The sequence below is a fragment of the Micromonospora trifolii genome (genome assembly GCF_050516465.1).
Taxonomy (GTDB): Bacteria; Actinomycetota; Actinomycetes; order Mycobacteriales; family Micromonosporaceae; genus Micromonospora; species Micromonospora trifolii.
Genome location: NZ_CP191526.1, coordinates 950,933 through 977,908, shown reverse-complemented (window position 1 = coordinate 977,908; position 26,976 = coordinate 950,933). Strand labels below are relative to the sequence as shown.

Sequence of the window (26,976 nt, the reverse complement as noted above, 5' to 3'; positions counted from 1 at the left end):
CCGGCGTCCTGGTCAACCCCAGCGGCTGAACCGCTCGACCACTGTGGCCAGCGCGGTCCGGGCGCCGGCGCTCACCTCGGCGACCACCTGCGCCGCCGGCACGTCCCGGGCCAGCGGGTGCGCCTGCCCGGCCCACAGGTTGGCCACCGATGCGTCCGCGTCGCGCCGGGCGGCGGCGAGCAGTGGACGCGTCAGGTGCAGCACCTGGGGGTAACCGCGCGGTGCCACCGCGTCGTGCTGGCGCAGGAAGTCGTTGGCCACACCACGGGCCCGCTTGCCGGTGTACGACCGGGTCAACGCGGTCGGCGTGGCACTGGCCACCGCCGCCCGGTGCATCGGCGAGCTGCCCGCCTCCGGGCAGCGCAGGAAGGCCGTGCCGAGTTGCGCGGCGGCGGCGCCGGCAGCCAGCACGGCGGCCACCGAGGGGCCGTCGACGAGGCCACCCGCGGCCACCAACGGCCGGTCACAGCGGGCGGCGGTCAGCCGGAGCAGCGGCAGCAACCCGTAGTCGTCGTCGTCCGGCAGGCCGCCGCGATGCCCACCGGCCTCAGTTCCCTGCACCACCACCGCGTCCACACCCAGATCGGCGGCGGCGGTCGCGGCGTCCGGGCGGGTCACGGTGGCCCACACCTCGGTGCCCCGCTCGCGCAGGGCGGTCACCGCCGCCCGGTCGGGCAGCCCGAACACGAAGGACACGACCGGGACCGGGTCCGCGAGCAGCGCGGCCAGCTTCTCCGGGTACGCGTCGTCGCCGCCCACCGGCTCGCCCAGGCTCACCCCGCGCTGCGCGGCCTGCGGGGCGAGCCGTTCCGCGTACGCCTGGATGGCGGCCTCGTCGACGCCGCCAGGGTCGGGCAGAAAAACGTTCACACCGAACGGCCGATCGGTACGCGCGCGGACCTCGGCGACGTCGGCGAGCAGCCGGCCGGTGTCGATCATCCCGGCGGCGAGGAAGCCCAGCCCACCCGCGGCGGACACGGCGGCCACCAGCGCGGGCGTGGACGGGCCACCAGCCATCGGGGCGGCGATGATCGGGTGGCGCAACGTGGGCAGGACGGACATCCCCCCATCCTGCCGCAGGCCCGGTCCGCTCACCGGCGCGCGGTGTGCCTCCACCAGAGCGCGGCGGCCAACCCGAGCAGGACCAGCAGTGTGCCCGCGCCGAGGGCCAGCGGCCAGGTCCGCCCACCCCCTCCGCCGACCTCTCCGGCGGCCGGACGGACCGCAGTGGGCGCCACCGGGTCGTCGGACCGCGTGGGTGGCGCGGCGGTGGCCGTGCTGGCCGTGGCCGGGTAGCGCAGAATCGTCGAGCGGGTGCCGGCTGGTTGACCGGCGGACTCGGAGACGGTGAGCAACGACCGGCCGTCTCGGCTGTAGGTGATCGACTCACCCTGGGGCTCGTCCGGCAACGGGGTGATCCGCGGGGTGCCGGTGGTCAACGCGCGGACCACGTCGCCGTCGGGCACGTCGTACTCGAAGGCGTCGGCGTAGCTGCGCAGCACCACCCGCCGTCCGTCCGGCGCGCTCGCCGCCCCGGTGATCACCCCGCGCCCCAGGAACGAGAACGGGTTGCTGGTGGTGGTCGAGGGCACTGTCACCTGGCCGAGCGCGGTCAGCGGGGTCGTCGCGTCCGACCGCAACGCGGTGCTCGGCGCGTACAGGAAGACGGTGCCGCTGCCGCCCTTGGTGACGATCAGCGGCCGCCCGGACGCGTCGAGCAGTAACGCCTCGGCGTCGTGCGGACGGTCCGGGTAGGTCATCCGGTGCAGCACCGGCCGCTTCGCCCCCGGCGCGAGCCGCCACACTCCGACCGTCGTCCGGGAGCGGTCGTTGTCGCCGATGTCGGCGACCCAGACGGTGCCGTCCCGGCCGATGGCCAGGTCCTCGGTGTCGCGGGGCCGGGACGGGAAGGAGACGCTGCGCGCCACCGCGCAGCGGTGGTCGAGGAAGAAGATACGGCGGTGGGCCTCGTCGTCGGCCCCGTCGTTGATCACCACGTACCCGTCGTCGGTGGCGACCATCCCGGAAATCTCGCGCAGCCGGTCGTCGCGCACCTGGCAGACCGGCGTCCCCGCCGCCGCGGCGCCCGCCGTGGCAGCGCCCGGCGCCAGCACCACGGCCGACGGCAGCACGCCCGCGAGCAACGCGGCCAGCACCGCCCCCGCCCGAGCACGCCACCCCCAGGTCAACCGTCCACGTACCCGCATCGCCCACCCTCCTCGTCGCGGCCGTGACCGGCCACCCGCCCATCCTGGCCGATCCCGGCCACGGTCGACGGTCATCGGGGGACGCGCCGGGACCCCTGGTCGATGTACTGTCGCTCCGCCTGATTCTCAAGCTGGAAGGTGGCCATGTCCGTGAGCGACACCGCGCCGGCCACCCGGTTCGGACGGCGGCTGCTACGCCGCCTCGGCCGCCCGGCCGGTGGCGCCGCCGTCGCGTGGGTGCCGCTCGCCGCGGTCGTCTGCGGCCTCTTCACCGGCGCGCTGGCCAGCCGGGCCGCCTGGGAGACGTCCCGGCCGCAACCCGACCGGGCCGAGGCCGCCGCCATCCTGACCGAGGCCTTCCCCGGCCACGACCTCGGTGAGATCGACACCCCACCGGCGCTCTTCGTCGTCTACGGGCACGCGCTGCGCCTGGGGACCGTCAAGACCCTGGTGTTCGGTGACGGCGGCGAGTACCAGGAGAGCGCCACCGCCGCCGGCGCCCTCGGCGCGCCGCCGGTGCCCGCCGCGCAGATCGTCACGGTGGCCCGGGAGCGCCTGACCGGTGCCGGCTGGCGGGTGTACGACCCACAGGTGTCCGATCGCGTCGGCTGCGCGGACAAGATGTGCGCCACCCCGCGGGCGGTCACCGACACCGCGCTGACCGCCCGACGTGACGACACCATCCTGAACGCCTCGATCTCCTCGCAGACAGCCGTCGACGCCAGTTACCTCTCGGTCGAGCTGCACCGCGCGCCGCCGCCCCTGGTGGTCCCCGCCGGAGTGCTCGGCACGGTGCTGGGCGCGGTGGCCGGTTGGCTGGTCTTCGGCTGGGTCAGCCGACGCACCGAGGGACGCCGTAGTCGCGGCACTGTGAGTGGCCTGATCGGTGTGGCCACGGTGCTGTGGTGGCTGCCGGTGCCGCTGGCCGCACCGCAACTGCTGCACCACCACCTCGGCGAGCCACACCCGGCCTGGCACCCGTACTGGGAGTGGCTGGGCCAGCCGGCCGCATCGCTGCTCTTCCTGGTCGGCGCGGTGTGCGTGCTGCTGGCGCTGGGGTTGGCCGCCGGTACCCGCCGAAACACCACATCCGAGGCGACGGCCGACTGACCGCCGAGGGTTACCTGTCGGTGCGCCGACCGGTACGGTCCGAGATGTCCACGGTCGCGGCAGGCCCGGACGACGGCGCCCCCGCCGGGCCCGGCGCCCGGCGCCGCCAGGCCGACCGGCCAGGGAAGGGGCGCAGGGTGCGGATCAGAGCGGGGTTGTGTGTCGCGGCGCTCGTCGCGGCGGGACTGACTGTCGCCACACCGGCCGCCGCCACACCGGCCGGCGTCTCGGTGGCCGGCGCCACAGTGGTGCCGATCCAGGTCACCGGTGACCCGGCGACGCGGTTCAACCTGGTGCTGTTGGGCGACGGTTACACCGACTCCGACCTACCCACCTTCCGAGCACACGTGGACCGGCACCTCAACACCCTGTGGACGATCGAGCCGTTCAAGTCCTACCGCAGCTACTTCAACGTCTACGCCGTCGAGATCGTCTCGGCGGAGTCCGGCGTGGACTGCGACCCCGGCCTGTCCGCGCCGCAACGCGACACCGCGCTGGGCATGGGATTCTGGGGTGGTTGCAACCCGGCGAGCGTGCAACGTCTGCTCACTGTCGACGGCACCGCCGCGAACGCGTACGCCGACCTGGCCGTCGGCACCAACCCCGGCAACCGTCAGCTGATCGCGCTGGCCAACAGCGGCACGTACGGCGGGGCCGGCGGCAGTAACGCCACCGCCTCCGGCGGCAACGCGCTCTCCGCGCTGATCAGCCCGCACGAGTTGGGGCACTCGCTCGGTGGCTTGCAGGACGAGTACGACTACTACGGCCGTGGGGTGCCGGGCGACACCTACAGCGGGCCGGAACCGGAGTCGGTGCACCACACCCTGCTGACCGAGCGGCAGATGCGCGACACCCGGGCCAAGTGGTGGCGCTGGCTGGGTGAGCCGAGCGAGTCGGGCGGCACGATCGGCCGCTACGAGGGCGGCCTGTACCTCCAGCGCGGGGTGTGGCGACCGAGCCGACACTCGATGATGAAGTCGCTGGGCTTCTACTTCGACCAGGTCGGCCGGGAGCGGATGACCGAACGGATCGCCGCCCGGGTCGGCATCGTGCAGGGCGGCACGGCCACCGATCAGGCGGTTGGCGCGGACCGACTGCTCTGGGTGGACACTCTGCACCCGGTGAGCCACGCGCTGACCGTGACGTGGTCGCTGGACGGCAGGGCGGTGCCGCGTACCGGCAATGCCCGCCACCTGGACCTGCGGAAACTACGCCTCTCCCCCGGCCGGCACACGGTGACCGCCACGGTGACCGACCCGACGGAGTTCGTCCGCGACCCGGCGGTCCGCACCTCACCGGCGCTGACTCAGACCCGCACCTGGACGGTGGACACCGCGGTGCGTACCCCGGCGGTGGAGTCGCCGCTGGCGATCACCGCGTCCACCGCGACCGACCGACCGGTCGGCGCGCACGACGTGGTGTACGTGCGGACCAGCCAGCCCACGGATCGGGCGCCACGCGTGCGCTGGACGCTCGACGGCCGGCCGGTGGCCGACACCGGCACCGACCGGGACGTGGATCTGGGCGCCCTGCGCCTGTCGCGGGGCACCCACCGGCTGACCGCCCGGGTCAGCGAGCCGGGCACCGGGAAAGCGGTGACCCGCACCTGGACGGTCGACGCGACGCGGCCCGACGTGGCGTACGCCCTCTCCGAGCCGCTGCTCACCGTCACCCGGCCCGGCCGACCCACCGAGTACGTGTACAACGGCCCGTTCACCATGGGGTTGACCGGCACCGACGACGGCACCGGCCAGGTCACCTCGGAGTTCCGGCTCAACGGCGACGGGTGGCACAACTACTACGGCTGGCCCACCGACGCCCGATCGCCGTTCCTGTTCACCGCCACCGGCACCGACGTGGACGGCCTGGTCTACGGCAACCTCGGCTCGGGCGGCCTGTCCGTGTCCCCGTTCGCTGAGCGGTCCCCCGGGTACGGCCGGCACCGCATCGAGTACCGGGGCATCGACGCCGTCGGCAACATCGGGCCGGCCCGCGCGTTCATGACCACGCTGATACCGCCTCCACCGGCCTGCACCACAGTGGTCACCGGCCGACATGCCGGCCCGCTGACCGTCACCACCGGTGTCACCTGCCTGCGCGCGGCCACCGTGACCGGCCCGGTCACCGTCACGCCCGGCGCCGCCCTGGTCGCCCAGGGCTCCTCGATCGCCGGAGATCTGACGGCGTCCCGCGCCACCGCCGTCGAGGTGCTGAACACCGAGGTACGCGGCGCGGTGGCGCTGACCGGCACCTCCGACCACGTCACGATGGTGGGAGCCCGGGTGGCCGGGCCGCTGGCGTTGACCGGTACCGCATCGGCGCCCATCCTCGCCGGCGGCCAGGTGGGCACGCTGGCCTGCTCGGGCGGCCCGGTCCCGGCCGACCTGGGGGCGCCCACCACGGTACGAAAGCCCACCGCAGGCCACTGCCGCCGGGCGTGACGCCAGACCCTCTCTAGATCCGCGCAACCACCGGGAAAGTGCTGCTTCCGCCGCTGCGGAGGCAGCACCATCCCGGAAACTGCCCAGATCTCGACCAGCGTGGCGGCCTGAGTGCGGCGCTGGCGGGTAGGCAGCGGCCCGGCGGCATGTCGACACCCGCCGGGTGGGAGGCTCCGATGAGCACGTACCGGGATGAACAGGGCGGCACGTTCCCTCCGCCGGAGGCGGATGCCCTGGAACAACGACAGGACGCGTTCGACGTCGGGCCGCCGGACCGGGTGTCCGGTGACGTGGACCCGGAGGCGGCCGAGGCCGACCTGGCCGAGCAGGGCGCCTTCCCGGCGGGCACGCTCGAGGAGGTGACGTCGCTGCCGGCCGACGCCAACCCGGCGGACGCCCTCGAACAGCGCCAGGAGATCCCGGCCCGCGACGAGGGGCGTCGCACCTGACCACGCCTGCCCCGCTGGCCCGGCCGGCTCAACCGGCGACGCCGACCGGCCGGCTCAGGCGGCGACGCCGACCGGCCGGCTAGCCGGCGACGACCTGCCAGAGGAGGAACGCGTTGAGCGCGACCACCAGCACGGCCACCAGGGACGCGGCGGCGGTGGTGAGCGGGTGGTTGACCAGGTTGCCCATCAGGTCGCGGCGACGGGTGAAGGCGACCACCGGGATCAGCGCGAACGGGATGCCGAAGCTGAGGATGACCTGGGACAGCACGAGCGCCCGGGTCGGGTCGAGGCCGATGGCGAGCACGGCCAGCGCGGGCAGCAGGGTGACCAGCCGACGCAGCAGCAACGGAACCCTCCGCCGCAGGAAGCCCTGCATGATCACCTCTCCGGCGTAGGTGCCGACGCTCGTGGAGGCGAGCCCCGAGACCAGCAGGGCGACGGCGAACCCGAACGCGGCGGCGGTCCCGATGGTCTGACCGAGCCCGGCGTGCACCCCCTCCAGGCTGTCCGCACCGCCCGGACCGCCGCCCCGGAAGCTGGCCGCGGCGATCAACAGCATGGCGAGGTTGACCGCGCCGGCCGCGCTCAGGGCGAGCAGCACGTCGGTGCGCTGGCCGCGGAACAGGATCCGACGCTCGGTGTCGTCGGCGGCGGGAATGCGGTCGCGGGTGAGCGCGGAGTGCACGTAGATGACGTGCGGCATGACGGTCGCGCCGAGGATGCCGGCGGCCAACAGCACGCTGTCCGTGCCTTGCAGGCGCGGCACCAGGCCGGCCATGGCCGAGCCGGGGTCGGAACCGGAGGCGAGCAGGTTGGCGGCGAAGGCCAGCACGATCACCCCGAGCAGGACGGCGATGGCGACCTCGAAGGCGCGGTACCCGCGCGAGCGCAGGGCGAGCACGGCGAACGCGGCCGTGCCGATGATGATCCCGCCGGGCAGCAGGGGGATGCCGAAGAGCAGGTACAGGGCGACCGCGCCACCGATCACCTCGGCCAGGTCGGTGGCCATGGCGACCAACTCGGCCTGCACCCACATCATCCGGTTCACCGGCCGGGGTAGGCGTTCCCGGCACAGCTCGGGCAGGCTGCGCCCGGTGGCCAGACCCAGCTTCGCGGTGAGCGTCTGCACCAGCATCGCCATCAGGTTGGCCACCACCACGACCCAGACCAGCAGGTAGCCGTAGCGGGCGCCAGCGGCGGAGTTGGTGGCGAAGTTGCCGGGGTCGACGTAGGCGACGGCGGCGACGAACGCCGGGCCGAGCAGGATCAACCGCCCGCGTACGCGGCCCCGGGCGCGAGCGGCCTGTAGTGGAGTCGCCCTCGACGTCGTCAGTTCGTTGGTGACCATCGAACACCTCCCCGTCCACGCGGATCGCTGCCGGTCCCTTCCCCTCGGGGCTGACCCGTCGGTGCCAAACGCTGGCCTGCCGGTGCCACCACGGTCGGCCCGCCGCGCCGCCTCGGCCAGCACGCGGCGCGCCGGACGAGACGCGCCGCGCTCGGACAGAACCTGCCGCGCCGGGCTTGACAGCCGGTGGGCCACCGATGAAGCTGTCTATTAGTCCTACTGTCGTAGGACAACAGGAAGGATCATCGGGAGTGATCGAGTTCGTACTGGACAGCCGGTCGAAGGTGAACACCTACATGCAGCTCGTGCAGCAGGTGAAACAGGCGCTACGGGTTGGCCTGTTGACACCGGGCGACCAGTTGCCGAAGGTCCGGGACGTCGCGCAATCCCTGGCGATCAACCCGAACACGGTGCTGAAGGCGTACCGGGAGTTGGAGATCGAGGGTCTGGTCGGTGGCCGACCCGGGGTGGGCACGTTCGTCCAGCGCACCCTGGCCGGCGCGTCCCTGCCCAACCAGGCCGAGCTGCGCGACGATCTGGTCGCCTGGCTGCACCGGGCGAAGGCTGCCGGCCTCACGGCCGAGGACGTCGTCGCCCTGGTGGAGACGACGCTGCGCGCCACCCTCGCCGACGACGCCCCGCAGAAGGAGCCCGCGTGAGCGAGCAGAGCGAACGAACCATCAGGCACCGCAAGGGCTCGCGCGACCGCGAAGCGGTGGCGTGAACGGAACGAGAGGACGAGGGATGGACATGGTCTTGGAAGCAGACCGGCTCGGCAAGCGGTACGGCAGCACCTGGGCGTTGCGGGACTGCTCGCTGCATCTGCCGGCCGGTCGGATCGCCGCGTTGGTCGGGCCGAACGGCGCGGGCAAGAGCACGCTGTTGCACCTGGCCGTCGGGCTGCTCAAGCCCGATGCGGGCACGGTCCGGGTGTTCGGTCGGTCCCCGTACGGCGACACCGAGGGCCTGGCCGACATCGGTTTCGTCGCCCAGGACACCCCGCTGTACCGGGACTTCACGGCGTCCGAGCTGGTCATCACCGGCGGCAAGCTGAACAAGCGGTGGGACGCGACGTTGGCCCGTCAGCGGCTGGCGCAGCTCGGCATCCCGCCGGACAAGCCGGTCGGCAAGCTCTCCGGCGGTCAACGGGCCCAGGTCGCGTTGGCTCTGGCACTGGCCAAGCAGCCGCGGCTGCTGCTGCTCGACGAACCGGTCGCCAGCCTCGACCCCCTGGCTCGACGGGAGTTCCTCCAGTCGTTGATGGGCAGCGTGGCGGAGTCGGGCACCACAGTTCTGCTCTCCTCGCACCTGCTGGCCGACCTGGAACGCGTCTGCGACTACCTGATCGTGCTGAACGCCTCCCAGGTGCAGCTCACCGGCGCGGTCGACGACCTGGTCGCCGGGCACCGGCAGCTCGTCGGGCCGCGGCACGACGGCGGCGCTATCGGGGGCGTCGCCGCAGTGATCCGGGCCAGCCACACCGACCGGCAGTCCACGTTGCTCGTCCGCACCGACGGGCCGGTCACCGATCCGGCCTGGACGGTCCGCGAGGTGAGCCTGGAGGACGTCGTGCTGGCCTACCTGGCCGACGGCACCACGCAGACCAGTCACAGCGAGTGGGGGGTAGCAGCATGATCTGGTTGACCTGGCGGCAACATCGCAAGCAGGCGTTCTACACCCTGCTGGGGTTCGCGACACTCGCTGCGCTGCTGGTGCCGATCGGCCTGGCGATGCGGAACACCTTCAGCGACCTCGGGCTGGCGGACTGCGTCAGTCAGCTTGCCCGCGCGGACGTGGCGCTGACGACCCGCGAGACCTGCGACGCGGGCTTCCGACGCTTCAGCAACCAGTACGGCAGCCTCAACCTGCTGGCCGTGCTGCTGATCACCCTGCCGGCGCTGGTCGGCCTGTTCTGGGGCGCCCCGCTGGTCGCCCGCGAGGTGGAGCAGGGCACGCACCGATTCGTCTGGACCCAGGGCGTCGGCCGAAACCGGTGGGCCCTGGTGAAGTTCGGACTGGTTGGCGCGGCGGTCGTGATCCTCGCGGCGGTCTACGGGCTGGGCATGTCCTGGTGGGTCGACCCGCTCAACCAGGCCGCGCACGAGGGTCGACTCGGCCTGATCGTCTTCGATCTTCAGGGCATCGCCCCGATCGGCTACACCCTCTTCGCCGTGGCGCTCGGCATCTTCGCCGGCACGGTGTGGAAGCGGATGCTGCCCGCCATGGGCATCACCCTCGCCGGGTTCATCGGGGTACGAGCGGCGGTGGAGATCCTGGCCCGGCCGCACTACCAGGCCGCCCGCACCAAGACCTTGCCGATCGAGGGGGACGGGCCGCCGGAGATCAGCCGGGGGGACTGGATCCTCACCCAGGGCGTCCGGAACCCGGACGGGACGATGATCGCGGAGGACACCCGGATTCAGTGCCCACCGGGCGGGAAGGGGCCGGACGGTCGGGTCTGCGGCGCCGAGTTGGGCCTCGAGCCGGGCGCGTACAACTGGCAGCTTTACCAGCCGGCGGACCGGTTCTGGCTGTTCCAGGGCATCGAGACGGGCATCTTCGTCGCCCTCGCCGTGCTCCTGCTCTACCTCGCGGTGCGCCGGATCCGCCGGATCGCCTAGCTGGGCGACGGGTGCTCGTCGGGGAGCGGGGGCCTCGACGATCACCCGTCAGCGCAGGCCCTCGACGGTCAGCGACAGCCAGGACGCCAGGTCGTGCAGCTCCTCGTGCACGGCCCTTGTCACCTCCGGGGCGAAGGGCACGTCCTCGTGGATAGCGTGCACGGTGAGCGTGCCGCGCCGGCGCTCGGCCGTGGCGTCCACCTTTCCGACCAGCCGATCGCCGTGCAGGATCGGCAGCGCGAAGTAGCCCCACCGCCGACTCGCCTTGGGCTTGTACATCTCCAGCACGTACTCGTACTCGAAGAGGTCGGCGAGGCGGACCCGGTCGTGCACCAGCCGGTCGAACGGCGACAACAGCGCCGTGCGCCCGGTGAAGGGCTGACCGAGCGCGGCCGGGTCCACCCGCCACTCCCCCGCGACGCCCTCGATGATCGCTGGCTCGCCGGCGTCAGCGACCTCGGCCGGCTCGCCGGGCACGACCACCGCCTTCTCCCGAGCGATGCCCAGCGCCCGTAGCCGTCGCTCGTTGCGAAGCCGGCGCGCCTGCTCCAGCTCGATGACGGGCACGTCGGCCGGGTAGACCCGCTCGGCCACGTCCCACAGCCGCTGTCGGCCCTGGCGGCCGGCGATCGCGACCTCGCCGCGCAGGACCAGGAACTCCAGCATCTGGGTGACGTTGCGGTTGTTGGTCCAGCCCGACGACGGCCAGGGCACGGCGCTCGTGTCCGGGATGTCGCGGGAGAGCAGCGGACCGGAACGGCCGAGCAGGTCGAGAACATCCCGCCGGAAGGAGTCGTTGGCGCGCAGCCATTCACGGTGGCGCTGATGACCGGGCGACGCCGCCATCGCCGCGAGGAAGAGCCCCAGGTCGTCCGTCGGTCGCACCATCGCCTGGTGCTCGAAGAGCGTCCGGTCCCGTTCGAGGGCCTCGCGCATCTGGGTGGGCTGGTACGACGAACCGAGCCGGCTCCAGCAGACGAGATCGGCGCTGGGCGCGACGGCGGCGGTCGGGTCGATCTGCACCAGGGTCAACTGGCGGACCACTGTCAGCAGGTCGGTCGGGCGCGGTGCGGCCAGCAGCTGGGCCCGGATGGCGATTCGCCGCGCCTGGGCCCGATCGAGTCGGTGCACATCCACGCCGGTGAGCCTAACGACGACCACCGACACCGATCGGGCCCAGAGATTCGGATCCAGCGCCGGCTCGGGCTCAGCCGGTCAGCCGTCGGTACCGGGCGACCGAGAGCGGCAGGAAGACCGCGACCAGGACGAGCGGCCAGGCCACCGCCAGCCACGGGTAGTGCTGCGCCGCCCAGGAGTCGCCACCCCAACCGGGGTTGCCGAACAGCTCACGGGTGGCGCCGACGGTCGCCGACAGCGGGTTCCACGCGGCCACCGCACCGAGCCAGGCGGGCATGGTGGACGGTGCGACGAACGCGTTGGAGAGGAAGCCGAGCGGAAACTCCAGGGTCTGCACGGCGACCACGGCCGTCTGCCCACGGGTGACCAACCCGAGGAAGATGCCGACCCAGATCAGGGCGAAGCGCAGCAGCAGGATCAACCCCACCGCCGCCAGCGTGGCGCCGACCCCACCGTGTGCCCGCCACCCGATTGCCAGACCGGTCAGCAGCAGGACCCCGAGGGTTACCAGCGCGAACAGCATGTCGGCCACCGCCCGGGCCGCCAGCGGTGCCAGCGGCGAGACGGGCATCGATCGGAGCCGGTCGGTCACCCCGCGCTCCAGGTCCTCGGCAACGGCGATCGTGGTGAGGCTGATGCCGAAGACCATGGTCATCACGAACATGCCGGGCATCAGGAACTCTCGGTAGCTCCCACCGCCGGGCACCTGCAACGCGCCACCGAACAGGTAGGCGAACATCAGCACGATCAGGATGTTGAAGCCGAGCGAGGCGATCAGCGGGCCAGGATCGCGTCGCCACCGGGCCAGGCCGCGCCAGATCAGCGTGCTGCTGTCGGCCAGGAGGGCGGGCCGGCCGGGCGTCAGATCCACCGGCGGGGCCGGCGTGCTCAGCGCGCTCATGCTGCCACCTCGGCGGTCGCCGCCCGGTGCCCGGTGAGGTGCAGGAACACGTCGTCCAGGGTTGGGCGGCGCAGCGCGACGTCCACCACCGGGACGTTCACGGCGTCGAGCGCCCGCAACACGTCGACGAGCGCACCGGCCTGGTGACCGACCCGGACGCTCACCATCCGCCGGTCCACGTCGACAGTCGGTTCGTCGTCGGCCGCCCGGCGTACCTGGGCGACGGCGGCGGCAAGGTCGGTCGGCGCCGCGACGACCACCTCGATCCGATCGCCGCCGAGCCGGGTCTTGAGGTCGTCCGGAGTTCCCTCGGCGATCACCCGGCCGGCCTCGACCACCGAGATCCGGTCGGCGAGCTGGTCGGCCTCGTCCAGTTGCTGGGTGGTGAGCAGCACTGTGGTGCCGGTTCGTACCAACTCCCGGACCGACTCCCACACCTCGTTGCGGCCGCGCGGGTCCAGCCCGGTGGTGGGCTCGTCGAGGAAGAGGACCGCGGGGGCCAGGATCATGCCGGCCGCCAGGTCGAGCCGTCGGCGCATTCCCCCGGAGTACGTGCTGACCGGCTGCTCGGCGGCATCGGCGAGACCGAAGCGTTCCAGCAGCTCGACCGCCCGTTGGCGGGCCCGGCGGCGACCCAGATGAAACAGCCGGCCGAAGAGCACCAGATTCTGCCGGCCGCTCAACGCCTCGTCGAGCGCGGGATGCTGCCCCACCAAGCCGATCCGGTAGCGCACCTGGTCGGGCTGGCGGGTCACGTCGAAGCCGGCCACCTCGGCACGACCCTCGTCGAGTCGGAGCAGGGTGGAGAGGATCCGTACCGAGGTGGTCTTGCCGGCCCCGTTCGGGCCGAGCAGGCCGCACACCGTTCCCCGCGGCACCCGCAGGTCGAATCCGTCCAGCGCGTACCGGTCCCGATACCGCTTGCGCAGCCCTTGCGCCACTATCGCGTCGGCTCTTGTCGTCACAGCGCTCCCCTCCCGAAACTGTCTGCCCGCATTACCGTACAGCGTACGATAGCGCGTACGGGAAGCCTCATGACGGCCAGACCGAGTGAGGGCAGGGTGGTGCCAGCGGTAACCGTCGCGGCCGACGTCAGGGCACTTCGGAGCCAGGCGGCGCCGGCGAGCAGCAGCGGCTACTCGGGCTCGGCGGTCCCGACCTGGCCCGCGACGCCGACGTTCAACGGGTCGGCCAGGAGTTTGTCGAACGCCAACTCGGCGGCGCCGATCAGGACGGCGTCGCGGCCGAGTGCCGCCGCGCGCAACCGCAGGTGTTCGCGGGAGGCGGGCAGTGGCATGGTGTCGAGCCGGTCCCGGACCACGTCCGCACCGGCGGTGAAGATGTCACGCAGCGAGCCACCGAACACCACGGCGTCCGGGTTGACCACGTTGACCAGGTTCGCCACGCCGAAGCCGAGCCAGTCCGCCACCTGCTCGACCGCCGCGCGGGCGGTCGGGTCGCCCTCCGCCGCGGCGCGCAGCACCTCGGCCACCGCCGCGCGATCGCTCGGGTCACGGCCGGCGTGCCGCAACAGCGCGGCTTCGGAGATCTCGGTCTCCCAGCAGCCGCGTGAACCGCAGCCGCAGGGCAGACCATTGGGGTTGACGACCATGTGGCCGACCTTGCCGCTGTGCCCCCGGTGGCCGATCACCAGTCGGCCACCGACGATGATGCCGGCGCTGATGCCCAGGTCGCCGTGCAGGTAGATGACGTCGTCGATGCCGACCGCGACACCCCGGACGTGCTCGGCCAGGCCGGCGATGTCGGCCAGGTCACCGGCCACGAAACCGGGGCCGGAGCTGAACTCCGCCTCCAGCGCGGCGCCGAGCGTCTCGTCGATGCTGGCGATCCGGAGCCTGCCGTCCGGGTCGCGGGTGGTGTCGGTGACCGCGGCGGCGCCGCCGACCAGCAGCGCGTCGCCGGCCACCGAGCGTTCCATGTCGCGGACCAGGTCGGCGAGGGGCCCGACGGCTTCGATCGCCGACATGCCGCTGGGTCGGGGGATCTCCCGTAGATCGAGGATCTGTCCGCCGAGGCCGACCCGGGCGGCACGCAGCCGGTCCGCGTCGATGCTCAACGCGTGTGCGTAGACCCGGTCGGAGCGGGGGCTGACCACCAGCGAGGGGCGGCCGGCGCGGCGGGCGGTGGTCGGTGCCTCCTCGGTGACCAGGCCGCTGGTGACCAGGTCGGCAGCGAGGGCGCCGATGGTGCTTCGGTTGAGGCCGAGCCGGCTGGTCAGCTCGGCGCGGGACGTCGGTCCGTGCAGGTGGACGTAGCGCAGGACGGCGCCGAGGTTCTGCCGCCGGATCTCCTCCTGGCTGGCGCCGGGGACCGACGGCAGCGGGGATTCGGCGTTGCGGCCGACGCCGGCTGGCCTGGCCCGTACTGGTGTCGCCACGGTCAGACCTCCTTCCGGGTCGATGCCGGTTGGTGCGGGGGTGCAGGGACGACGATGGGTCCCGGTAGAGGAGACCCGGGACCCATCGGCGTTACTACCTACCGTGCGGTGATTACTTGGTGAGCGGCGCGAGCTTCGGGTCGGTGGCGTACGCCTCAGCCGCGTTCGCCTTGGTGACGGCGACCGGCGGGAGCAGGTACGTGTCGACGACCTTGCTGCCGTTGTTGTAGGACTTGGTGTCGTTCACCTGCGGCTTGTCGCCGGCCTGGAGAGCCTTGACCATGTTGATGGTCTCCTTCACCAGGTTGCGGGTGTCCTTGTTGATCGTCATGTACTGCTCGCCCTTGACGATCGACTTGACCGACTCAACCTCGGAGTCCTGACCGGTGACGATCGGGGTCGGCTTGCCAGCACCCTTGACCGAGGTCAGGATGGCGCGGGCCAGCGTGTCGTTCGGGGAGAGGACGCCGTCCAGCTCCTTGCTGCCGTAGGTCGAGGTCAGCAGCTGGTCCATGCGGGCCTGCGCACCCTCGGCCTTCCAGCCCTGGATGGCGGTCTGCTTGACCTCCTTCTGACCCGAGGCGACGACCACGTTGCCCTTGTCGATCTCCGGCTTGAGCACGTCCATCGCGCCGTTGAAGAAGACACCGGCGTTGTTGTCGTCCGGCGAGCCGGAGAACAGCTCGATGTTGTACGGGCCGTTCGGCTTCTTGGCCTTCATGCCGTCCAGCAGGGCCTGGCCCTGGAGCTGGCCGACCTTGAAGTTGTCGAACGCGACGTAGTAGTCGAGGTCCGGGGTGTTCGTGATGAGCCGGTCGTACGCGATGACCTTCACGCCGGCCGTGTGGGCCGCCGCGACCTGGGTCGACAGCTGCGCGGCGTCGGTCGCGCCGATGACGATGACCTTGGCGCCCTTGGTGACCATGGCGGTGATCTGAGCCTGCTGGTCGGCGACAGTGGTCGACGCGCCGGCGTACTGCACGTCACCCTGGAAGCCGGCCTCCTTGAGGCCGTTGCTGAACAGGTCACCGGCGAGGACCCAGTTCTCCGAGGTCTTGGCCGGGAGGGCCACGCCGATCAGCGAGTTGGCCGGGAAGCCCTTGGCGGCCTCGCCGCCGGAGCCGCTGTCGCCGTCGCGGCCGGAACCGCAGCCGGCGAGGGCCAGCATGGCGGCGGCGCTGATGGCCACCACCGACGTGCCGAAGAATTTACGCATGGTGAGGACTTGCCTTTCTAGATGGTGAGGCGGGTGGAGAGGTCGGTGGCCGTCAGCCGGACACCGCTGCCTTGGCGGGCTCGCGCTCCGCGTCCGGCGGTGAGGTGGGTGGGGCGGAGTCCTCGCGGCGGAAGGGCCGCATCAGGCTCCCGATGATGGAGAAGCGCCCCTGGCTCTTGTTGTAGACGTCGATCGCGACGGCCAGCAACAGGACCAGACCCTTGATGATCTGGACGCGGTCGGTGCCGACACCCATGAGCTGGAGGCCGTTGTTGAGCACGGCCATGACGAGACCACCGACGATGGACCCGCTGATGGTGCCGATACCGCCGGCGACGGCCGCGCCGCCGATGAAGACCGCGGCGATGGCGTCCAGCTCCCAGCCGTTGCCGTCCTGCGGTCCGGAGGCCGCCGAACGGGCCACGAAGATCATGCCGGCCAGCGCGGCCAGGACGGACATGTTCATCATGACGAAGAAGTTGACCCGCTTGAGCTTCACACCGGACAGCTCGGCCGCCCGGGAGTTGCCGCCCACCGCGTAGATGTGCCGGCCACCGGCCGTGTTGCGGGTGTAGAAGGAGTACGCGATGACCAGGACCAGCAGGATGATGCCGGAGATCGGGAAGCTGGTGCCGACGCGACCGCTGGCGAAGCGCAGCGCCGCGAAGGCGATCACGCCGACCATGATGGCCATCCGCAGGATGGAGATCCACATGGGCGCCGGGTCGGCGTCCATTGCCCGTCGGGTCTTGCGGGCCTGGATCTCGCGCCACACCACCGCCAACGCCGCGGCGAGGCCGAGCAGCAGCGTGGCGTTGTTGTAGCCGGTGTTCGGACCGAACTCGGGCAGGAAGCCGGAGCCGATCTCCCGGAAGCCCTCCGGCACCGGGACGGTGCTCGCGTTACCGATGAACTGGTTGCCGCCCCGGAAGAGCAGCATGCCCGCCAGGGTGACGATGAACGCCGGCACCCCGATGTAGGCCACCCAGAAGCCCTGCCAGGCGCCGATCACCGCGCCGATGGCGAGGCCGAACACGATGGCAGCGGGCCAGGGCAGGTCCCACTCGGTCATCGACTTGGCGACCAGGATGCCGGCGAAGGCGGCGACCGAGCCGACCGAGAGGTCGATGTGCCCGGCCACGATCACCATGAGCATGCCGATGGCCAGAATCAGAATGTACGAGTTCTGCTGGAACAGCGCGATCAGGTTGTCCGACCGCAGGGTGAGGCCATCGGTCAGGATCTGGAACAGGACGACGATCGCCACCAGGGTGAAGATCATTCCGAACTGGCGAGCGTTGGAGGTGGTGCCTCCGAACAGGTTCTTCTGAAGGTCCTTCAATCGGCTCATCGTGTGGCCATCTTCTTCGTCGAGGTCATCTGCTTCATGAGGGTTTCCGGGGTGGCGTCCGCCCGGGCGATCTCGCCCGTGATGGCGCCTTCGAACACGGTGTAGATGCGGTCGCAGAGCCCGATCAGCTCAGGCAGCTCCGAGGAGATGACGATGACGCCCTTCCCCTGGTCGGCGAGCCGCTGGATGATGCCGTAGATCTCGTACTTGGCACCCACGTCGATGCCGCGCGTCGGCTCGTCGAGGATCAGCAGGTCCGGGTCGGTGAACATCCACTTGGCCAGGACGACCTTCTGCTGGTTGCCGCCAGAGAGCTTGGAGACGCTCTCGTCGACCGTCGGGGCCTTGGTCCGCAACTCCTTGCGGTACGCCTCAGCCGCCTGGTACTCCTCGACCTCGTTCAGGACGCCGTGGTGCGAGATCTTGGACAGCTTGGCGGCCACCGTCGACGTCTTGATGTCGTCGAGCAGGTTGAGGCCGATCGCCTTACGGTCCTCGCTGACGTACGCGAGGCCGTTGTCGATCGCGTCGGCGACCGACTTCAGGACGATCTCCTTGCCGTCCTTGATGATCGTGCCCGACTCGTACACCCCGTAGGAGCGGCCGAAGACACTCATCGCGAGTTCCGTACGGCCCGCGCCCATGAGACCGGCGAAGCCGACGATCTCGCCGCGGCGCACCACGAAGCTCTCGTTCTTGCAGACCTGCCGCTCGGCGGAGATCGGGTGCCGGACGTTCCAGTTGCGGACCTCGAAGAAGACTTCACCGATCTTCGGCGTGTGGTCCGGGAACCGGCTGCTCAGCTCACGGCCGACCATGCCCCGCACGATCCGGTCCTCGTCGACCCCGTCCGCCTTGACGTCGAGGGTTTCCACGGTCCGGCCGTCGCGCAGGATGGTGATCTGGTCGGCGATCGCCTCGATCTCGTTCAGCTTGTGCGAGATCATGATCGAGGTGATGCCACGGGAGCGGAACCCACGCAGCAGGTCCAGCAGGTGCTTGGAGTCGGCCTCGTTCAGCGCCGCGGTGGGCTCGTCCAGGATGAGCAGCTTCACGTCCTTGGCGAACGCCTTGGCGATCTCGACGAGCTGCTGCTTGCCGACCCCGATGTCCTTGATCAGGGTGTCCGGGTCCTCTTCCAGACCGACCCGGGCCATCAGGTCCAGCGCCATCCGGTTCGCGGCCTTCCAGTCGATCGCGCCCCGCTTGCGCGGTTCGTTGCCGAGGAAGATGTTCTCGGCGATCGACATCCCTGGAATGAGCGCGAGCTCCTGGTGGATGATCACGATGCCGGCGTTCTCGCTGGCCCGGATGTCGGAGAACTTGCTCTCCGACCCCTGGTAAACGATCTTGCCGTCGTAGGTGCCGTGCGGGTACACCCCGCTGAGCACCTTCATCAGGGTGGACTTGCCCGCGCCGTTCTCGCCGCAGATGGCATGGATCTCGCCGGCGCGAACCACCAGGTTGACGTCGGAGAGGGCCTTGACTCCGGGAAACTCCTTGGTGATGGAGCGCATCTCAAGGAGGATGGGCACGTCGCTCATCGCTCGTACCACCTCGCCAACGTCATCGGTTGCCTCCGGAAGGTTGAACCTTCACTTGGTTTTGTTGTTGACGGCAACGTATTGCGGCCGGAGGGCCATCCGCAAGGCGAGGGACTGTTGAAAAAGTAACAATCCGGCAATATAGATGTGGCACAGTGTTCGCCTGCCACAGCGGCCACCACAGCCCCTCCCGGCACCCCGGCTCGGCCACAGCACCCACGCCGACCTGCGACAACGCGCCAATCGACCCGTGCCGCTACCCGCAGCTTTCCCACCAGGCAAGACGCGCCGGGGTAGGTGCGACCGGTGGCACAGCGCACTCACCGCGCCAGCGAGCGATGATGATCGCGCACCAGGCCCAACGCCGCACGAGCGGCGCACCAGTGGTCTCGGGCAACTGATGTGACCCACGCCTCTGCCGGCCGGACGCATCGACCGTCACCGTCGCCGAGCGGCGGGCACCGGACGGCAGGTCAGTGCCTTGGCGTCCGTTAAGCGCAGTTTGCGACGGCCCACCGCGCCGCCCAGTCCGGTCAGCTCGGGTGCAGCACCGCCTTGATCACGCCGTGCTCCCGCCGGTCGAAGTGGCGATACAGCTCGGGGGCGTCGGCGAGGGTGCCGTGGTGGGTGACGATCATGCTGGGTCGCGCCCGGCCCGCGACGACCAGATCCCGCAGCAGGACGGTGTAGCGGCGGTCGTGGGTGCGACCAAACCGGACCGCGACCCCCTTGCTGAACAGCGCTCCCCAGGGCGCGACAAGGTTCTCGTGACCGTCCGCGCCGGGCCCGGGGTGTGGGTCCCGGTCCGGGTACACACCGGCGACCGCGATCGCGCCAGCGGCGTTGACCAGCCGGGCCGCGTCGGCGATGACCTGGTTCGGACGCTCCCGGTCGGGGTGCTCCCGGTCACGGGCCTGGAACCCGACGGCGTCGACGACCTTGTCGACCCCGCCCAGTTTCTCCTCGCCGAGTGGCAGCCCGGTCCGGGCCCGGTCGGCGCGGATCTGCTCGACCGGGTCGCCCCGACGGAAGTCGATCGGCACGGCGCCGATCTCGCCGGCCTTGTCGAGTCGGGCGTCGACCCCGTCGACGGAGTACACCACCCGGGCGCCTCGGAGCAGCGCCGAGTAGGCGCCGAGCAGACCGACGGTGCCGGCGCCGAACACCGCCACGGTGTCACCGGGCTCGACCTCGGCGAGGGTGGCGGCGTGCCACCCGGTGACGAACGCGTCGGCGAGCAGCACGAAGTCGTCCTCGTACGCGTCCCCCGGCTCGCCGGGCAGGGGTACGCAGTTGGCGTCGGCCCACGGCACCCGCAGCAGGTCGGCCTGCGCACCCCGGTACGGGCCCATCCCCGCGTACCCGTACGCCGCACCCGGCCCCTCGGCCCGGACCCGCAGACAGGCCGCCGAGAGCCCGCGGGCACACATCACACACGTCCCGCAGAAGAGGTGCGTGGGGATCACCACCCGGGTGCCCGGCCGGACGGTCTGCACCGCGGCGCCCACCTCCTGCACCACGCCCAGCGGTTCGTGACCGAGCACCAGGCCGGGCTCGGCGCTGGTCCGTCCGTCGTACATGTGCAGGTCGGTGCCGCACAGGGCGGTGGAGGTGATCCGCACGAGCGCGTCGGTCTCCGCCTCCAGTGTCGCGTCGGGCACCTCCCGCACCGCGACCGTCCGGACGTCCGTGTAGACGACGGCTCTCATCCCGGCTCTCCTGTTCGGCGGTGGAACGGCCGGTCTTCCCCCGACTGGGCTGTTCATGCCTGCACGACCCAGCGGCCGGCGGCGGTGCTATCTTAGGGTCCCTAAGTTATTTCCTAGCGAAGCAAAGGTTCGGTATGCCACGGCGGGGTCTGACCAGCGCGCGCGTCTCGGCCGCCGCAGCCGAGCTGGCGGACTCGGTCGGCCTGTCCCGGTTGACCGTCGCGGCCGTCGCCCGGCACTTCGGGGTCTCGGACGCCGCCCTGTACGTGCACGTCCGCAGCCGCGACGCGCTGATCGGGCACGTCGCGGTCCGGGCGGCGGCCACGTTCGCCGACGCGCTCGCGATCGCGGTTGCGGGGCGGGCCGGCCGCCAGGCCCTGATCGGGTTCGCCGACGCCTGGCGCGCGTTCGCCGTCACCCATCCGGGGCAGTACGCGGCGACCCAGCTTCAACTACCGCCCGAGGTCGGCACCCGGTCGGCCGGGCACCTACGCATGATCGAGCTGAGCTACGCGATGTTGCGCGGGTACGGGCTCGACGAGCCGGCCCTGACCGACGCGATGCGATTCGTCCGCAGCACCTTCCACGGCTTCGCAAGCCTCGAAACGGTCGACGGTTTCGGGCATCCCCGCGCTGTCGACGCGTCCTGGCAGTCGATCCTCGACGCGGTGCACACCACGTTGAGCAACTGGCCGACCCAGAAACAGGAGCAGCAGTGAGCAGCCACGATCAGTCGGTCGAGTCGGCCGACGGGACCCGCCTGGTGGTACGACGCCTGGGCGTCGGAGACCCCGTCGTCCTGGTGCACGGCTCGGGTGGAGGGCTGCACTCCTGGGCCACCGTTGCGGCGCACCTGACCCAGAGCCACGAGGTATGGCTGCCGGCCCGGCGCGGATACGGTCCCAGCGACGTCCCGGCCGGCACCAAGTCCTTCCGGGCCGAGACCGCCGATCTGCTCGCCGTCATCGAGGCGGCCCGCCAATCCTCGGGCCGACCGGTCCATCTCGTCGGCGCGTCCTACGGAGCGACACTGGCGTTGCACACCACCCTGGCCCATCCGCGCGACGTACGCTCCCTGGCGATCTTCGAGCCGCCGCTCTACGCGGCCGGGGCGGAGATGGTGCCGCTGCTCGACCGGTACCGCGCCGCCTTCGAGCGCGACGACGCCGCCGCGATGGCAGCGGCCCTGAACGACGTGACGCGGGTTCCGGCCGAGATCGTCGCCGCGATCGCCGCCGGCACGGGCGATCGGATGCCCGACCCGGTCGAGGCGCGTCGCTCGGCGGTCGGCTGGCTGCACGATCTCGAGGCCCTCGCCCAGGACAGCACGGACATCACCCGGTGGTCCTCGATCGCCGTGCCGACTCTCCTGCTGGCCGGCGCGGACACCTGGGAGCCGATGCCCACCACGATGAACGCCCTCGCGAGGACGATTCCGTCGGCCCGCTACGTCGTCTGGCCGGGCCAGTCGCACTTCGTGACCATGACGGCACCCACCCTGGTCGCCGACGCGCTGCGGCAGTTCTTCGCCGCGGTACCCGCGGCTTAGCCGAGCCGACCGAGGCACGGTGGCCCAGCCGAGCCGGCCGGATATTGTGGCGGCTCCGCCGAGACACCTGACCTCCGTCGGCCCATCGAACGCACCCGGTCGGGCTCGATGGTCAGGATGATCCGGACCTGGTCACGACCACCGAACCACGGGTACGGCCCACCGAGGTAGCGCTGCGCCAACTGGTCGATGTGCTCGGCGGCGCCCTCGGTGCTGGTGCGCACCACCCCGGCCGCCGCCGGGCCGGATCCACACCGGCGGTGTGGATCCGGCCCGGCACATCGACGGGAGCGGCCCCGGTGTGGCGGGATCAGTGACCGGCGTTCTGCCCGCCGTCGACGTGCAGGATCTCGCCGGTGACGAACGGGGCGGACTCGAGGTAGAGGACGGCGTCGACGACGTCGCTGGTCTCGCCCATCCGGCCGACCGGGTGCAGGCCCGCGAGCGTCTGGTGCGTCTCGACCGGGTGCATCGGCGTCTTGATGACGCCGGGCGCGACGGCGTTGACCCGTACGCCGCGCGCCGCGTACTCGATGGCCAGGGACTTGGTGGCCGAGCTGAGGCCGCCCTTGGTCAGCGACGCGAGCGCCGACGGAACGTTCGAGTTGGGCTGGTCGACGAAGCTGGTCGTGATGCTGACGATGTGCCCCGAGCCCCCGGCCAGCAGGTGCGGCAGGACGCGCCGGGTGAGGTGGAAGAAGCCGGCGAGGTTGACCCCGGTGACCAGGTCGAACTCCTCGTCGGTGTAGTCGGTGAACGGTTTGGCGACGAAGACGCCAGCGTTGTTCACCAGGCTGTCGATCCGCCCGAAGCGGTCCAGTGCGGCACGCACCACCCGCTCGGCGGTGTCGGCCTCGGCGATGTCGCCCTGGACGGTGACGATCTCCGGGTCGTCGGACGCGCCGATCGAGCGCGAGGTCGCCACGACGCCGTACCCGAGCTTGCGGTAGGCGGCCACGAGGTCGGCGCCGATGCCCTGGGAGGCGCCGGTGATCACGACGACCCGCTGTCCCTGACCGCTGTTCATGGGGCTGCTGTTCATGAGGGAACCACCTTCACTAGACGACTGGTCTACTAAAAGCTAGCCGACCGGTCGTGTATCGTCGAGGCATGGGTCGGACCAGTGACGCGAAGAACAAGATCCTCGACGCGGCCGCCACGCTGATCGAGCAGCGCGGCTACACGGCGCTCGGCGTGGCCGAGATCTGCGCGGCGGCGGGCGTGCCGAAGGGCAGCTTCTACTACTTCTTCGAGTCCAAGCAGGCGCTCGCCCGCACCGTCATCGACGAGCACTGGGTCACCCAGCGCCGCCAGTGGGAGCAGTTGCTCGGCAGCGAGCGCGACCCGCTACAGCGGCTCCGGGACCTGTTCGAGGCCACCGAGGAGGTCCAGCGCGTCGGTCAGCAGAAGGTTGGCGTGGTCGCTGGCTGCCTGTTCGGCAACCTCGCCCTCGAACTCAGCAACCAGGCCGAGGAGATCCGCGGTCGGCTCCAAGAGATCTTCGAGGAGCAGATCAGCCTCATCGAGCAGGTCGTCGTCGAGGCGAAGGAGGGCGGCCTGGCGGGCCCGGCGGTCGACAGCCGGGAGGCCGCCCGATCGATCGTCGCGCAGATCGAGGGGCGGGTCCTGCTCGCGAAGTTGCTCAACGATCCGACCCAGCTGGAGACGCTGTGGCGCAACTGCCTCGATCTCCTTCAGGTGCCGGCGCAGGCGCGGACCACCACCGGCTGAACGGACGACGGTCACTGGCCGTCCACTCCGGGGCGCACTGCGCGGCCGCTCAGTAGCATCGGCGAGGCACGATATTCAGGCGGACCACTCCCCGACCGGATCGAGCACTCGACATGACGACCGAGCAGACCACGTCTCCGCCGCGTGCCGGTGTCGGCATCGCCGCTCGGGGGCTGGGCCAGAGCGTCCGGAGCGGTCGCCAGATCCTGACCGACATCTCCCTGAGCATCGCGCCGGGCGAGCTGGTCGCGATCATCGGTGCCAGCGGCGCCGGTAAGACCACCCTGCTGGAAATCCTCGCCGGGGTACAGCGACCGGCATCGGGCACCGTGACGTACGACGGCACCGCCGCGGCCGGCACCATCGGTGTCGTTCCGCAGGACGACATCATCCACCGCGAGCTGCCCCTGGCCCGCACCCTGCGGTACGCCGCCCGACTGCGCCTGCCCTCCACCACCGGACCGGCCGAGATCAGTGACCGGGTCGCGGAGGTGCTCGCCGAGCTGCGACTCACCGACCGGGCCGGCACGCCGGTCGGCCTGCTCAGCGGCGGTGAACGCAAGCGCGCCAGCATCGCCGTCGAGCTGCTCACCCGACCCGGCGTGTTCTTCCTGGACGAGCCCACCTCCGGATTGGACCCGGCGATCGCCGTGGAACTGCTCCGGGTGCTCCGCGCGCTCGCCGACACGGGCGCCACCGTCGTGCTGACCAGCCACCAGATCACCGACGTGGACCATTGCGACCGGGTCGTCGTGCTGACCCGACAGGGCCGGCTGGCGTTCACCGGCACCCCGGCCGCCGCCCGGGAGTTCTTCGGCGTGCGGTCCCTGGCCGAGCTGCACCTCCGGCTCGACGAAGCGACGCAACCCGCCGACTGGCCCGATCGCTTCGCCGAGCAGCGCGCGACCGAGCAGCCGTCCCGTACCACCGACGACGGTGACGTCGCCGCGACGCCGCCCCGCCGCGTCGGCCGGCTGCGCCAGTGGGCGGTCCTCACCGCGCGCAACGCGGAGATCGTCGTCCGCAACCGGCTGACCCTGGCGATCCTGCTCGGCTCGCCGCTGATGGTGCTCGGCATGTTCGCGCTGCTGTTCCGCCCGGGGGCGTTCGAGCCGACCAACCCCAGCCCGACGGTGACCGTGATGATCCTGTTCTGGATCGCGTTCGGCGGTTTCTTCTTCGGGCTGACCTACGGGCTCCTCCAGATCTGCACCGAGCTGCCGATCCTGCGGCGGGAGCGGCTGGCCGGGGTCCGGCTGGTCCCGTACCTGTTGGCGAAGGTCGCGGTGCTGCTGCCGCTGCTGGCCCTGGTGGACCTGGCCCTGCTCGGGGTGCTGCGCGGCATGGACCGGTTGCCGCCGGTCGGCGGCACCGACTTCGCCGCCCTGTACGCGACCCTGCTGCTCTCCTCGGCGGCGGCGCTCGCCCTCGGTCTGCTCTGCTCGGCGGCCGTGTCCGACGCGGCCCAGGCGACGCTCATGCTGCCGATGCTCTGCTTCCCACAGGTGCTGTTCGTCGGCGCGATCCTGCCGGTGCCGGCCATGGCGGTCGGCGGTCAGTGGCTCAGCTACGCGATGTCGAACCGGTGGGCGTTCGAGGGCTTGGGGCACACCGCCGGGGTGGAGCGGCTCTGGCGCGACGGCGGCTCCCCGCTCGGCCCGCCGCTGCTGGCCACGTACGGCGACAGCTTCTCCCGGCCGGTGTGGGTCGACTGGCTGGTGCTCGGCGGTTTCGTGCTGCTCTTCCTGGGCGCGGCCTGGGCGGTCCTGGTCCGACGGGACTCCCGCCGTGCGTCCTGACCCGACACCGCCCGCCTCCCCCGCGGCGCTGCCGGGATACGCCGCCACCGCCCGGATCGACGAGCTGCGCGCCACCGAGTACCGACATCTGGACACCGACGGGCAGGTGTACCTCGACTACGCCGGGGCCGGGGTGGCCGCCCAGGCCCAGGTTCGCGCCCACCACGACCGGCTGCTCGCCGGCCTGTACAGCAACCCACACTCGGAGAACCCCACGAGTGTGGCGGCGGGCTCGCTGGTGGAGTCGGCGCGAGGCGCGGTGCTCGACTTCTTCCGCGCCGACCCGGCCGAGTACGCGGTCGTCTTCACCCCGAACGCCAGCGGCGCCTGCCGGCTGGTCGGCGAGGCGTACGACTTCGGCCGGGCCGCGCCGCTGGTGCTCACCTGGGACAACCACAACTCGGTCAACGGCATCCGCGAGTACGCCCGGTCGGCTCGCGCGTCCGTACGCTACGTGCCGCTGAACGGGCCGGAACTGCGGGTCGCCGAGTCGGACCTGGTCGCGGCGCTCGACGCCGGCCGACGCAGCCTGGCCGGCCGGTGGGGCCGGTCCGGCCGTCGCGGGCTGTTCGCCTTGCCGGCGCAGAGCAACTTCTCCGGCGTGCAGCACCCGCTGAGTTGGGTTGAGTTGGCCCGTCAGCACGGCTACGACGTGCTGCTCGACGCCGCCGCCTTCGCGCCGACGAACCGGCTGGACCTGAGCGTCGTCCGGCCAGATTTCGTGTGCCTGAGCTGGTACAAGCTCTTTGGCTACCCCACCGGGGTCGGCGTGCTGCTGGCCCGCCGTTCGGCGCTGGCCCGGTTGCGCCGGCCGTGGTTCGCCGGCGGCACGATCCGCGCGGTGAGCGTGCAGGGCGGCTGGCACCGGCCGATGGACGACGAGTCGGCGTTCGAGGACGGCACGCTCAACTTCCTGAGCATCCCGGACGTGGAGTTCGGGCTGCGCTGGCTCGACTCGATCGGCGTGGATCTCGTGCACTCCCGGGTCGGCCTGCTCACCCAGTGGCTGCTGGAGCGGCTGGCCACCCTGCGGCACGACACCGGCGGGCCGCTGGTCCAGGTGTACGGGCCGACGACGGGTGCGGGGCGCGGTGGCACGGTGACGTTCAACCTCCGTCACCCGGACGGCACGCTGGTCGATGAACGGCTCGTGGCGCGGGAGGCGGCAGCGGCCGGGTTCTCCCTGCGTACCGGCTGTTTCTGCAATCCGGGCGCAGCCGAGGGCGCGTTCGGGATGAGCCGGGCGTCGATGCGGCAGCGGTTGCTGGCGGGGGTCGACACGATCGACCAGTACCTTGCCGCGCTGGGGCTACCGACGGGCGGCGCGGTCCGCGTCTCGTTCGGGCTGGCCTCCATTGCGACCGACGCGGAACGCTTCGTCGACTTCGTCCAGTCGACCTACCTCAACCGGGACGTCGGCGTCGAGGCACCCCTGCCGCCCCGGCTGCGCTGCTGACCTGCCCGG

24 protein-coding genes are annotated in these 26,976 nt (G+C 71.4%); 11 read left to right on the top strand and 13 right to left on the bottom strand.

Features of this window, described 5'->3' with window-relative positions; genetic code table 11:
* Nucleotides 1-12: 12 nt before the first annotated feature.
* Nucleotides 13-1,062, bottom strand: a complete 1,050-nt coding sequence (locus tag ACQRWP_RS04480) for an NAD(P)H-dependent flavin oxidoreductase (protein WP_430500936.1) — start codon at nucleotides 1,060-1,062, stop codon at nucleotides 13-15.
* Nucleotides 1,063-1,091: 29 nt separating this feature from the next.
* Nucleotides 1,092-2,207: a hypothetical protein gene (locus ACQRWP_RS04475; RefSeq protein WP_430500935.1), complete on the bottom strand. Its 1,116-nt coding sequence runs from the start codon at nucleotides 2,205-2,207 to the stop codon at nucleotides 1,092-1,094.
* 150 nt (nucleotides 2,208-2,357) lie between these two features.
* Here ACQRWP_RS04475 and ACQRWP_RS04470 point away from each other — a divergent pair, with 150 nt between their 5' ends.
* From ACQRWP_RS04470 to ACQRWP_RS04460, 3 genes are all read left to right on the top strand, one after another.
* Entirely contained in the window at nucleotides 2,358-3,317 is a 960-nt protein-coding gene (locus ACQRWP_RS04470; protein WP_430500934.1) for a hypothetical protein, read from the top strand.
* Nucleotides 3,318-3,454: 137 nt separating this feature from the next.
* A complete protein-coding gene (locus ACQRWP_RS04465; protein ID WP_430500933.1) occupies nucleotides 3,455-5,758 on the top strand; it encodes a M64 family metallopeptidase in 2,304 nt (767 codons plus the stop codon).
* 176 nt (nucleotides 5,759-5,934) lie between these two features.
* Nucleotides 5,935-6,207 carry a hypothetical protein gene (locus ACQRWP_RS04460; protein ID WP_091401262.1) on the top strand — a complete coding sequence of 91 codons (273 nt, stop codon included), beginning with the start codon at nucleotides 5,935-5,937 and terminating at the stop codon, nucleotides 6,205-6,207.
* Nucleotides 6,208-6,286: 79 nt separating this feature from the next.
* On the opposite strand, the gene ACQRWP_RS04455 is transcribed toward ACQRWP_RS04460, so the two are convergent.
* Entirely contained in the window at nucleotides 6,287-7,555 is a 1,269-nt protein-coding gene (locus ACQRWP_RS04455; protein ID WP_430500932.1) for an Nramp family divalent metal transporter, read from the bottom strand.
* A 251-nt stretch (nucleotides 7,556-7,806) separates the two neighbouring features.
* Between ACQRWP_RS04455 and ACQRWP_RS04450 the strand changes: the two genes are divergently transcribed.
* The 3 genes from ACQRWP_RS04450 (at nucleotide 7,807) to ACQRWP_RS04440 (ending at nucleotide 10,176) form a co-directional block, all read left to right on the top strand.
* Nucleotides 7,807-8,214 carry a GntR family transcriptional regulator gene (locus ACQRWP_RS04450; protein WP_430500931.1) on the top strand — a complete coding sequence of 136 codons (408 nt, stop codon included), beginning with the start codon at nucleotides 7,807-7,809 and terminating at the stop codon, nucleotides 8,212-8,214.
* 85 nt (nucleotides 8,215-8,299) lie between these two features.
* On the top strand, nucleotides 8,300-9,190 hold the full coding sequence (locus tag ACQRWP_RS04445; protein ID WP_430500930.1) for an ABC transporter ATP-binding protein: 891 nt from the start codon (nucleotides 8,300-8,302) through the stop codon (nucleotides 9,188-9,190).
* Nucleotides 9,187-10,176 (top strand): ABC transporter permease, encoded by a 990-nt coding sequence (locus ACQRWP_RS04440; RefSeq protein ID WP_430500929.1) that lies wholly within the window; start codon nucleotides 9,187-9,189, stop codon nucleotides 10,174-10,176. Before ACQRWP_RS04445 ends, ACQRWP_RS04440 begins: the two co-directional genes overlap by 4 nt.
* A gap of 48 nt (nucleotides 10,177-10,224) precedes the next feature.
* On the opposite strand, the gene ACQRWP_RS04435 is transcribed toward ACQRWP_RS04440, so the two are convergent.
* The 8 genes from ACQRWP_RS04435 to ACQRWP_RS04400 all read right to left on the bottom strand — a co-directional run bounded on the left by ACQRWP_RS04435 (nucleotide 10,225) and on the right by ACQRWP_RS04400 (nucleotide 20,432).
* Complete coding sequence (locus tag ACQRWP_RS04435; protein ID WP_430500928.1) at nucleotides 10,225-11,313, bottom strand: DNA glycosylase AlkZ-like family protein; 1,089 nt, start codon at nucleotides 11,311-11,313, stop codon at nucleotides 10,225-10,227.
* A gap of 70 nt (nucleotides 11,314-11,383) precedes the next feature.
* Entirely contained in the window at nucleotides 11,384-12,214 is an 831-nt protein-coding gene (locus tag ACQRWP_RS04430) for an ABC transporter permease (protein ID WP_430500927.1), read from the bottom strand.
* Nucleotides 12,211-13,179: an ATP-binding cassette domain-containing protein gene (locus tag ACQRWP_RS04425; RefSeq protein WP_430500926.1), complete on the bottom strand. Its 969-nt coding sequence runs from the start codon at nucleotides 13,177-13,179 to the stop codon at nucleotides 12,211-12,213. Before ACQRWP_RS04425 ends, ACQRWP_RS04430 begins: the two co-directional genes overlap by 4 nt.
* Before the next feature lie 170 nt (nucleotides 13,180-13,349).
* Nucleotides 13,350-14,612, bottom strand: a complete 1,263-nt coding sequence (locus tag ACQRWP_RS04420; RefSeq protein WP_210784054.1) for an ROK family transcriptional regulator — start codon at nucleotides 14,610-14,612, stop codon at nucleotides 13,350-13,352.
* 112 nt (nucleotides 14,613-14,724) lie between these two features.
* Entirely contained in the window at nucleotides 14,725-15,828 is a 1,104-nt protein-coding gene (locus tag ACQRWP_RS04415) for a substrate-binding domain-containing protein (RefSeq protein WP_430500925.1), read from the bottom strand.
* Nucleotides 15,829-15,880: 52 nt separating this feature from the next.
* On the bottom strand, nucleotides 15,881-17,179 hold the full coding sequence (mmsB, locus tag ACQRWP_RS04410; RefSeq protein ID WP_430500924.1) for a multiple monosaccharide ABC transporter permease: 1,299 nt from the start codon (nucleotides 17,177-17,179) through the stop codon (nucleotides 15,881-15,883).
* On the bottom strand, nucleotides 17,176-18,723 hold the full coding sequence (gene mmsA / locus ACQRWP_RS04405) for a multiple monosaccharide ABC transporter ATP-binding protein (RefSeq protein ID WP_430500923.1): 1,548 nt from the start codon (nucleotides 18,721-18,723) through the stop codon (nucleotides 17,176-17,178). Before mmsA ends, mmsB begins: the two co-directional genes overlap by 4 nt.
* A gap of 533 nt (nucleotides 18,724-19,256) precedes the next feature.
* On the bottom strand, nucleotides 19,257-20,432 hold the full coding sequence (locus tag ACQRWP_RS04400) for a glutathione-independent formaldehyde dehydrogenase (RefSeq protein ID WP_430500922.1): 1,176 nt from the start codon (nucleotides 20,430-20,432) through the stop codon (nucleotides 19,257-19,259).
* Between the two features lie 134 nt (nucleotides 20,433-20,566).
* On the opposite strand from ACQRWP_RS04400, the gene ACQRWP_RS04395 reads away from it, so the two are divergent.
* Together ACQRWP_RS04395 and ACQRWP_RS04390 are read left to right on the top strand one after the other, a co-directional pair.
* Nucleotides 20,567-21,151 carry a TetR/AcrR family transcriptional regulator gene (locus ACQRWP_RS04395; protein WP_430500921.1) on the top strand — a complete coding sequence of 195 codons (585 nt, stop codon included), beginning with the start codon at nucleotides 20,567-20,569 and terminating at the stop codon, nucleotides 21,149-21,151.
* Complete coding sequence (locus ACQRWP_RS04390; protein ID WP_430500920.1) at nucleotides 21,148-21,981, top strand: alpha/beta fold hydrolase; 834 nt, start codon at nucleotides 21,148-21,150, stop codon at nucleotides 21,979-21,981. The genes ACQRWP_RS04395 and ACQRWP_RS04390 overlap by 4 nt, the downstream gene beginning before the upstream one ends.
* Here ACQRWP_RS04390 and ACQRWP_RS04385 read toward each other — a convergent pair.
* Together ACQRWP_RS04385 and ACQRWP_RS04380 are read right to left on the bottom strand one after the other, a co-directional pair.
* Nucleotides 21,978-22,208 carry a hypothetical protein gene (locus tag ACQRWP_RS04385; protein ID WP_430500919.1) on the bottom strand — a complete coding sequence of 77 codons (231 nt, stop codon included), beginning with the start codon at nucleotides 22,206-22,208 and terminating at the stop codon, nucleotides 21,978-21,980. The genes ACQRWP_RS04390 and ACQRWP_RS04385 overlap by 4 nt on opposite strands.
* Nucleotides 22,209-22,291: 83 nt before the next feature.
* Complete coding sequence (locus ACQRWP_RS04380; RefSeq protein WP_430500918.1) at nucleotides 22,292-23,023, bottom strand: SDR family NAD(P)-dependent oxidoreductase; 732 nt, start codon at nucleotides 23,021-23,023, stop codon at nucleotides 22,292-22,294.
* A gap of 68 nt (nucleotides 23,024-23,091) precedes the next feature.
* Between ACQRWP_RS04380 and ACQRWP_RS04375 the strand changes: the two genes are divergently transcribed.
* The 3 genes from ACQRWP_RS04375 (at nucleotide 23,092) to ACQRWP_RS04365 (ending at nucleotide 26,967) form a co-directional block, all read left to right on the top strand.
* A complete protein-coding gene (locus ACQRWP_RS04375; RefSeq protein WP_430500917.1) occupies nucleotides 23,092-23,712 on the top strand; it encodes a TetR/AcrR family transcriptional regulator in 621 nt (206 codons plus the stop codon).
* Nucleotides 23,713-23,825: 113 nt separating this feature from the next.
* Entirely contained in the window at nucleotides 23,826-25,511 is a 1,686-nt protein-coding gene (locus ACQRWP_RS04370) for an ATP-binding cassette domain-containing protein (protein WP_430500916.1), read from the top strand.
* A complete protein-coding gene (locus ACQRWP_RS04365) occupies nucleotides 25,501-26,967 on the top strand; it encodes an aminotransferase class V-fold PLP-dependent enzyme (RefSeq protein ID WP_430500915.1) in 1,467 nt (488 codons plus the stop codon). The genes ACQRWP_RS04370 and ACQRWP_RS04365 overlap by 11 nt, the downstream gene beginning before the upstream one ends.
* Nucleotides 26,968-26,976: the final 9 nt, after the last annotated feature.

Bases quoted from the DNA above. Each gene is read 5' to 3' on its own strand.
- ACQRWP_RS04370 (WP_430500916.1), top strand. From the start codon at position 23,826: ATGACGACCGAGCAGACCACGTCTCCGCCGCGTGCCGGTGTCGGCATC.
- ACQRWP_RS04430 (WP_430500927.1), bottom strand. From the start codon at position 12,214: ATGAGCGCGCTGAGCACGCCGGCCCCGCCGGTGGATCTGACGCCCGGC.
- ACQRWP_RS04480 (WP_430500936.1), bottom strand. From the start codon at position 1,062: ATGTCCGTCCTGCCCACGTTGCGCCACCCGATCATCGCCGCCCCGATG.
- ACQRWP_RS04440 (WP_430500929.1), top strand. From the start codon at position 9,187: ATGATCTGGTTGACCTGGCGGCAACATCGCAAGCAGGCGTTCTACACC.
- mmsB (WP_430500924.1), bottom strand. From the start codon at position 17,179: ATGAGCCGATTGAAGGACCTTCAGAAGAACCTGTTCGGAGGCACCACC.
- ACQRWP_RS04375 (WP_430500917.1), top strand. From the start codon at position 23,092: ATGGGTCGGACCAGTGACGCGAAGAACAAGATCCTCGACGCGGCCGCC.
- ACQRWP_RS04455 (WP_430500932.1), bottom strand. From the start codon at position 7,555: ATGGTCACCAACGAACTGACGACGTCGAGGGCGACTCCACTACAGGCC.
- ACQRWP_RS04445 (WP_430500930.1), top strand. From the start codon at position 8,300: ATGGACATGGTCTTGGAAGCAGACCGGCTCGGCAAGCGGTACGGCAGC.
- ACQRWP_RS04460 (WP_091401262.1), top strand. From the start codon at position 5,935: ATGAGCACGTACCGGGATGAACAGGGCGGCACGTTCCCTCCGCCGGAG.
- ACQRWP_RS04475 (WP_430500935.1), bottom strand. From the start codon at position 2,207: ATGCGGGTACGTGGACGGTTGACCTGGGGGTGGCGTGCTCGGGCGGGG.
- ACQRWP_RS04415 (WP_430500925.1), bottom strand. From the start codon at position 15,828: ATGCGTAAATTCTTCGGCACGTCGGTGGTGGCCATCAGCGCCGCCGCC.
- ACQRWP_RS04380 (WP_430500918.1), bottom strand. From the start codon at position 23,023: ATGAACAGCAGCCCCATGAACAGCGGTCAGGGACAGCGGGTCGTCGTG.
- mmsA (WP_430500923.1), bottom strand. From the start codon at position 18,723: ATGAGCGACGTGCCCATCCTCCTTGAGATGCGCTCCATCACCAAGGAG.
- ACQRWP_RS04395 (WP_430500921.1), top strand. From the start codon at position 20,567: ATGCCACGGCGGGGTCTGACCAGCGCGCGCGTCTCGGCCGCCGCAGCC.
- ACQRWP_RS04400 (WP_430500922.1), bottom strand. From the start codon at position 20,432: ATGAGAGCCGTCGTCTACACGGACGTCCGGACGGTCGCGGTGCGGGAG.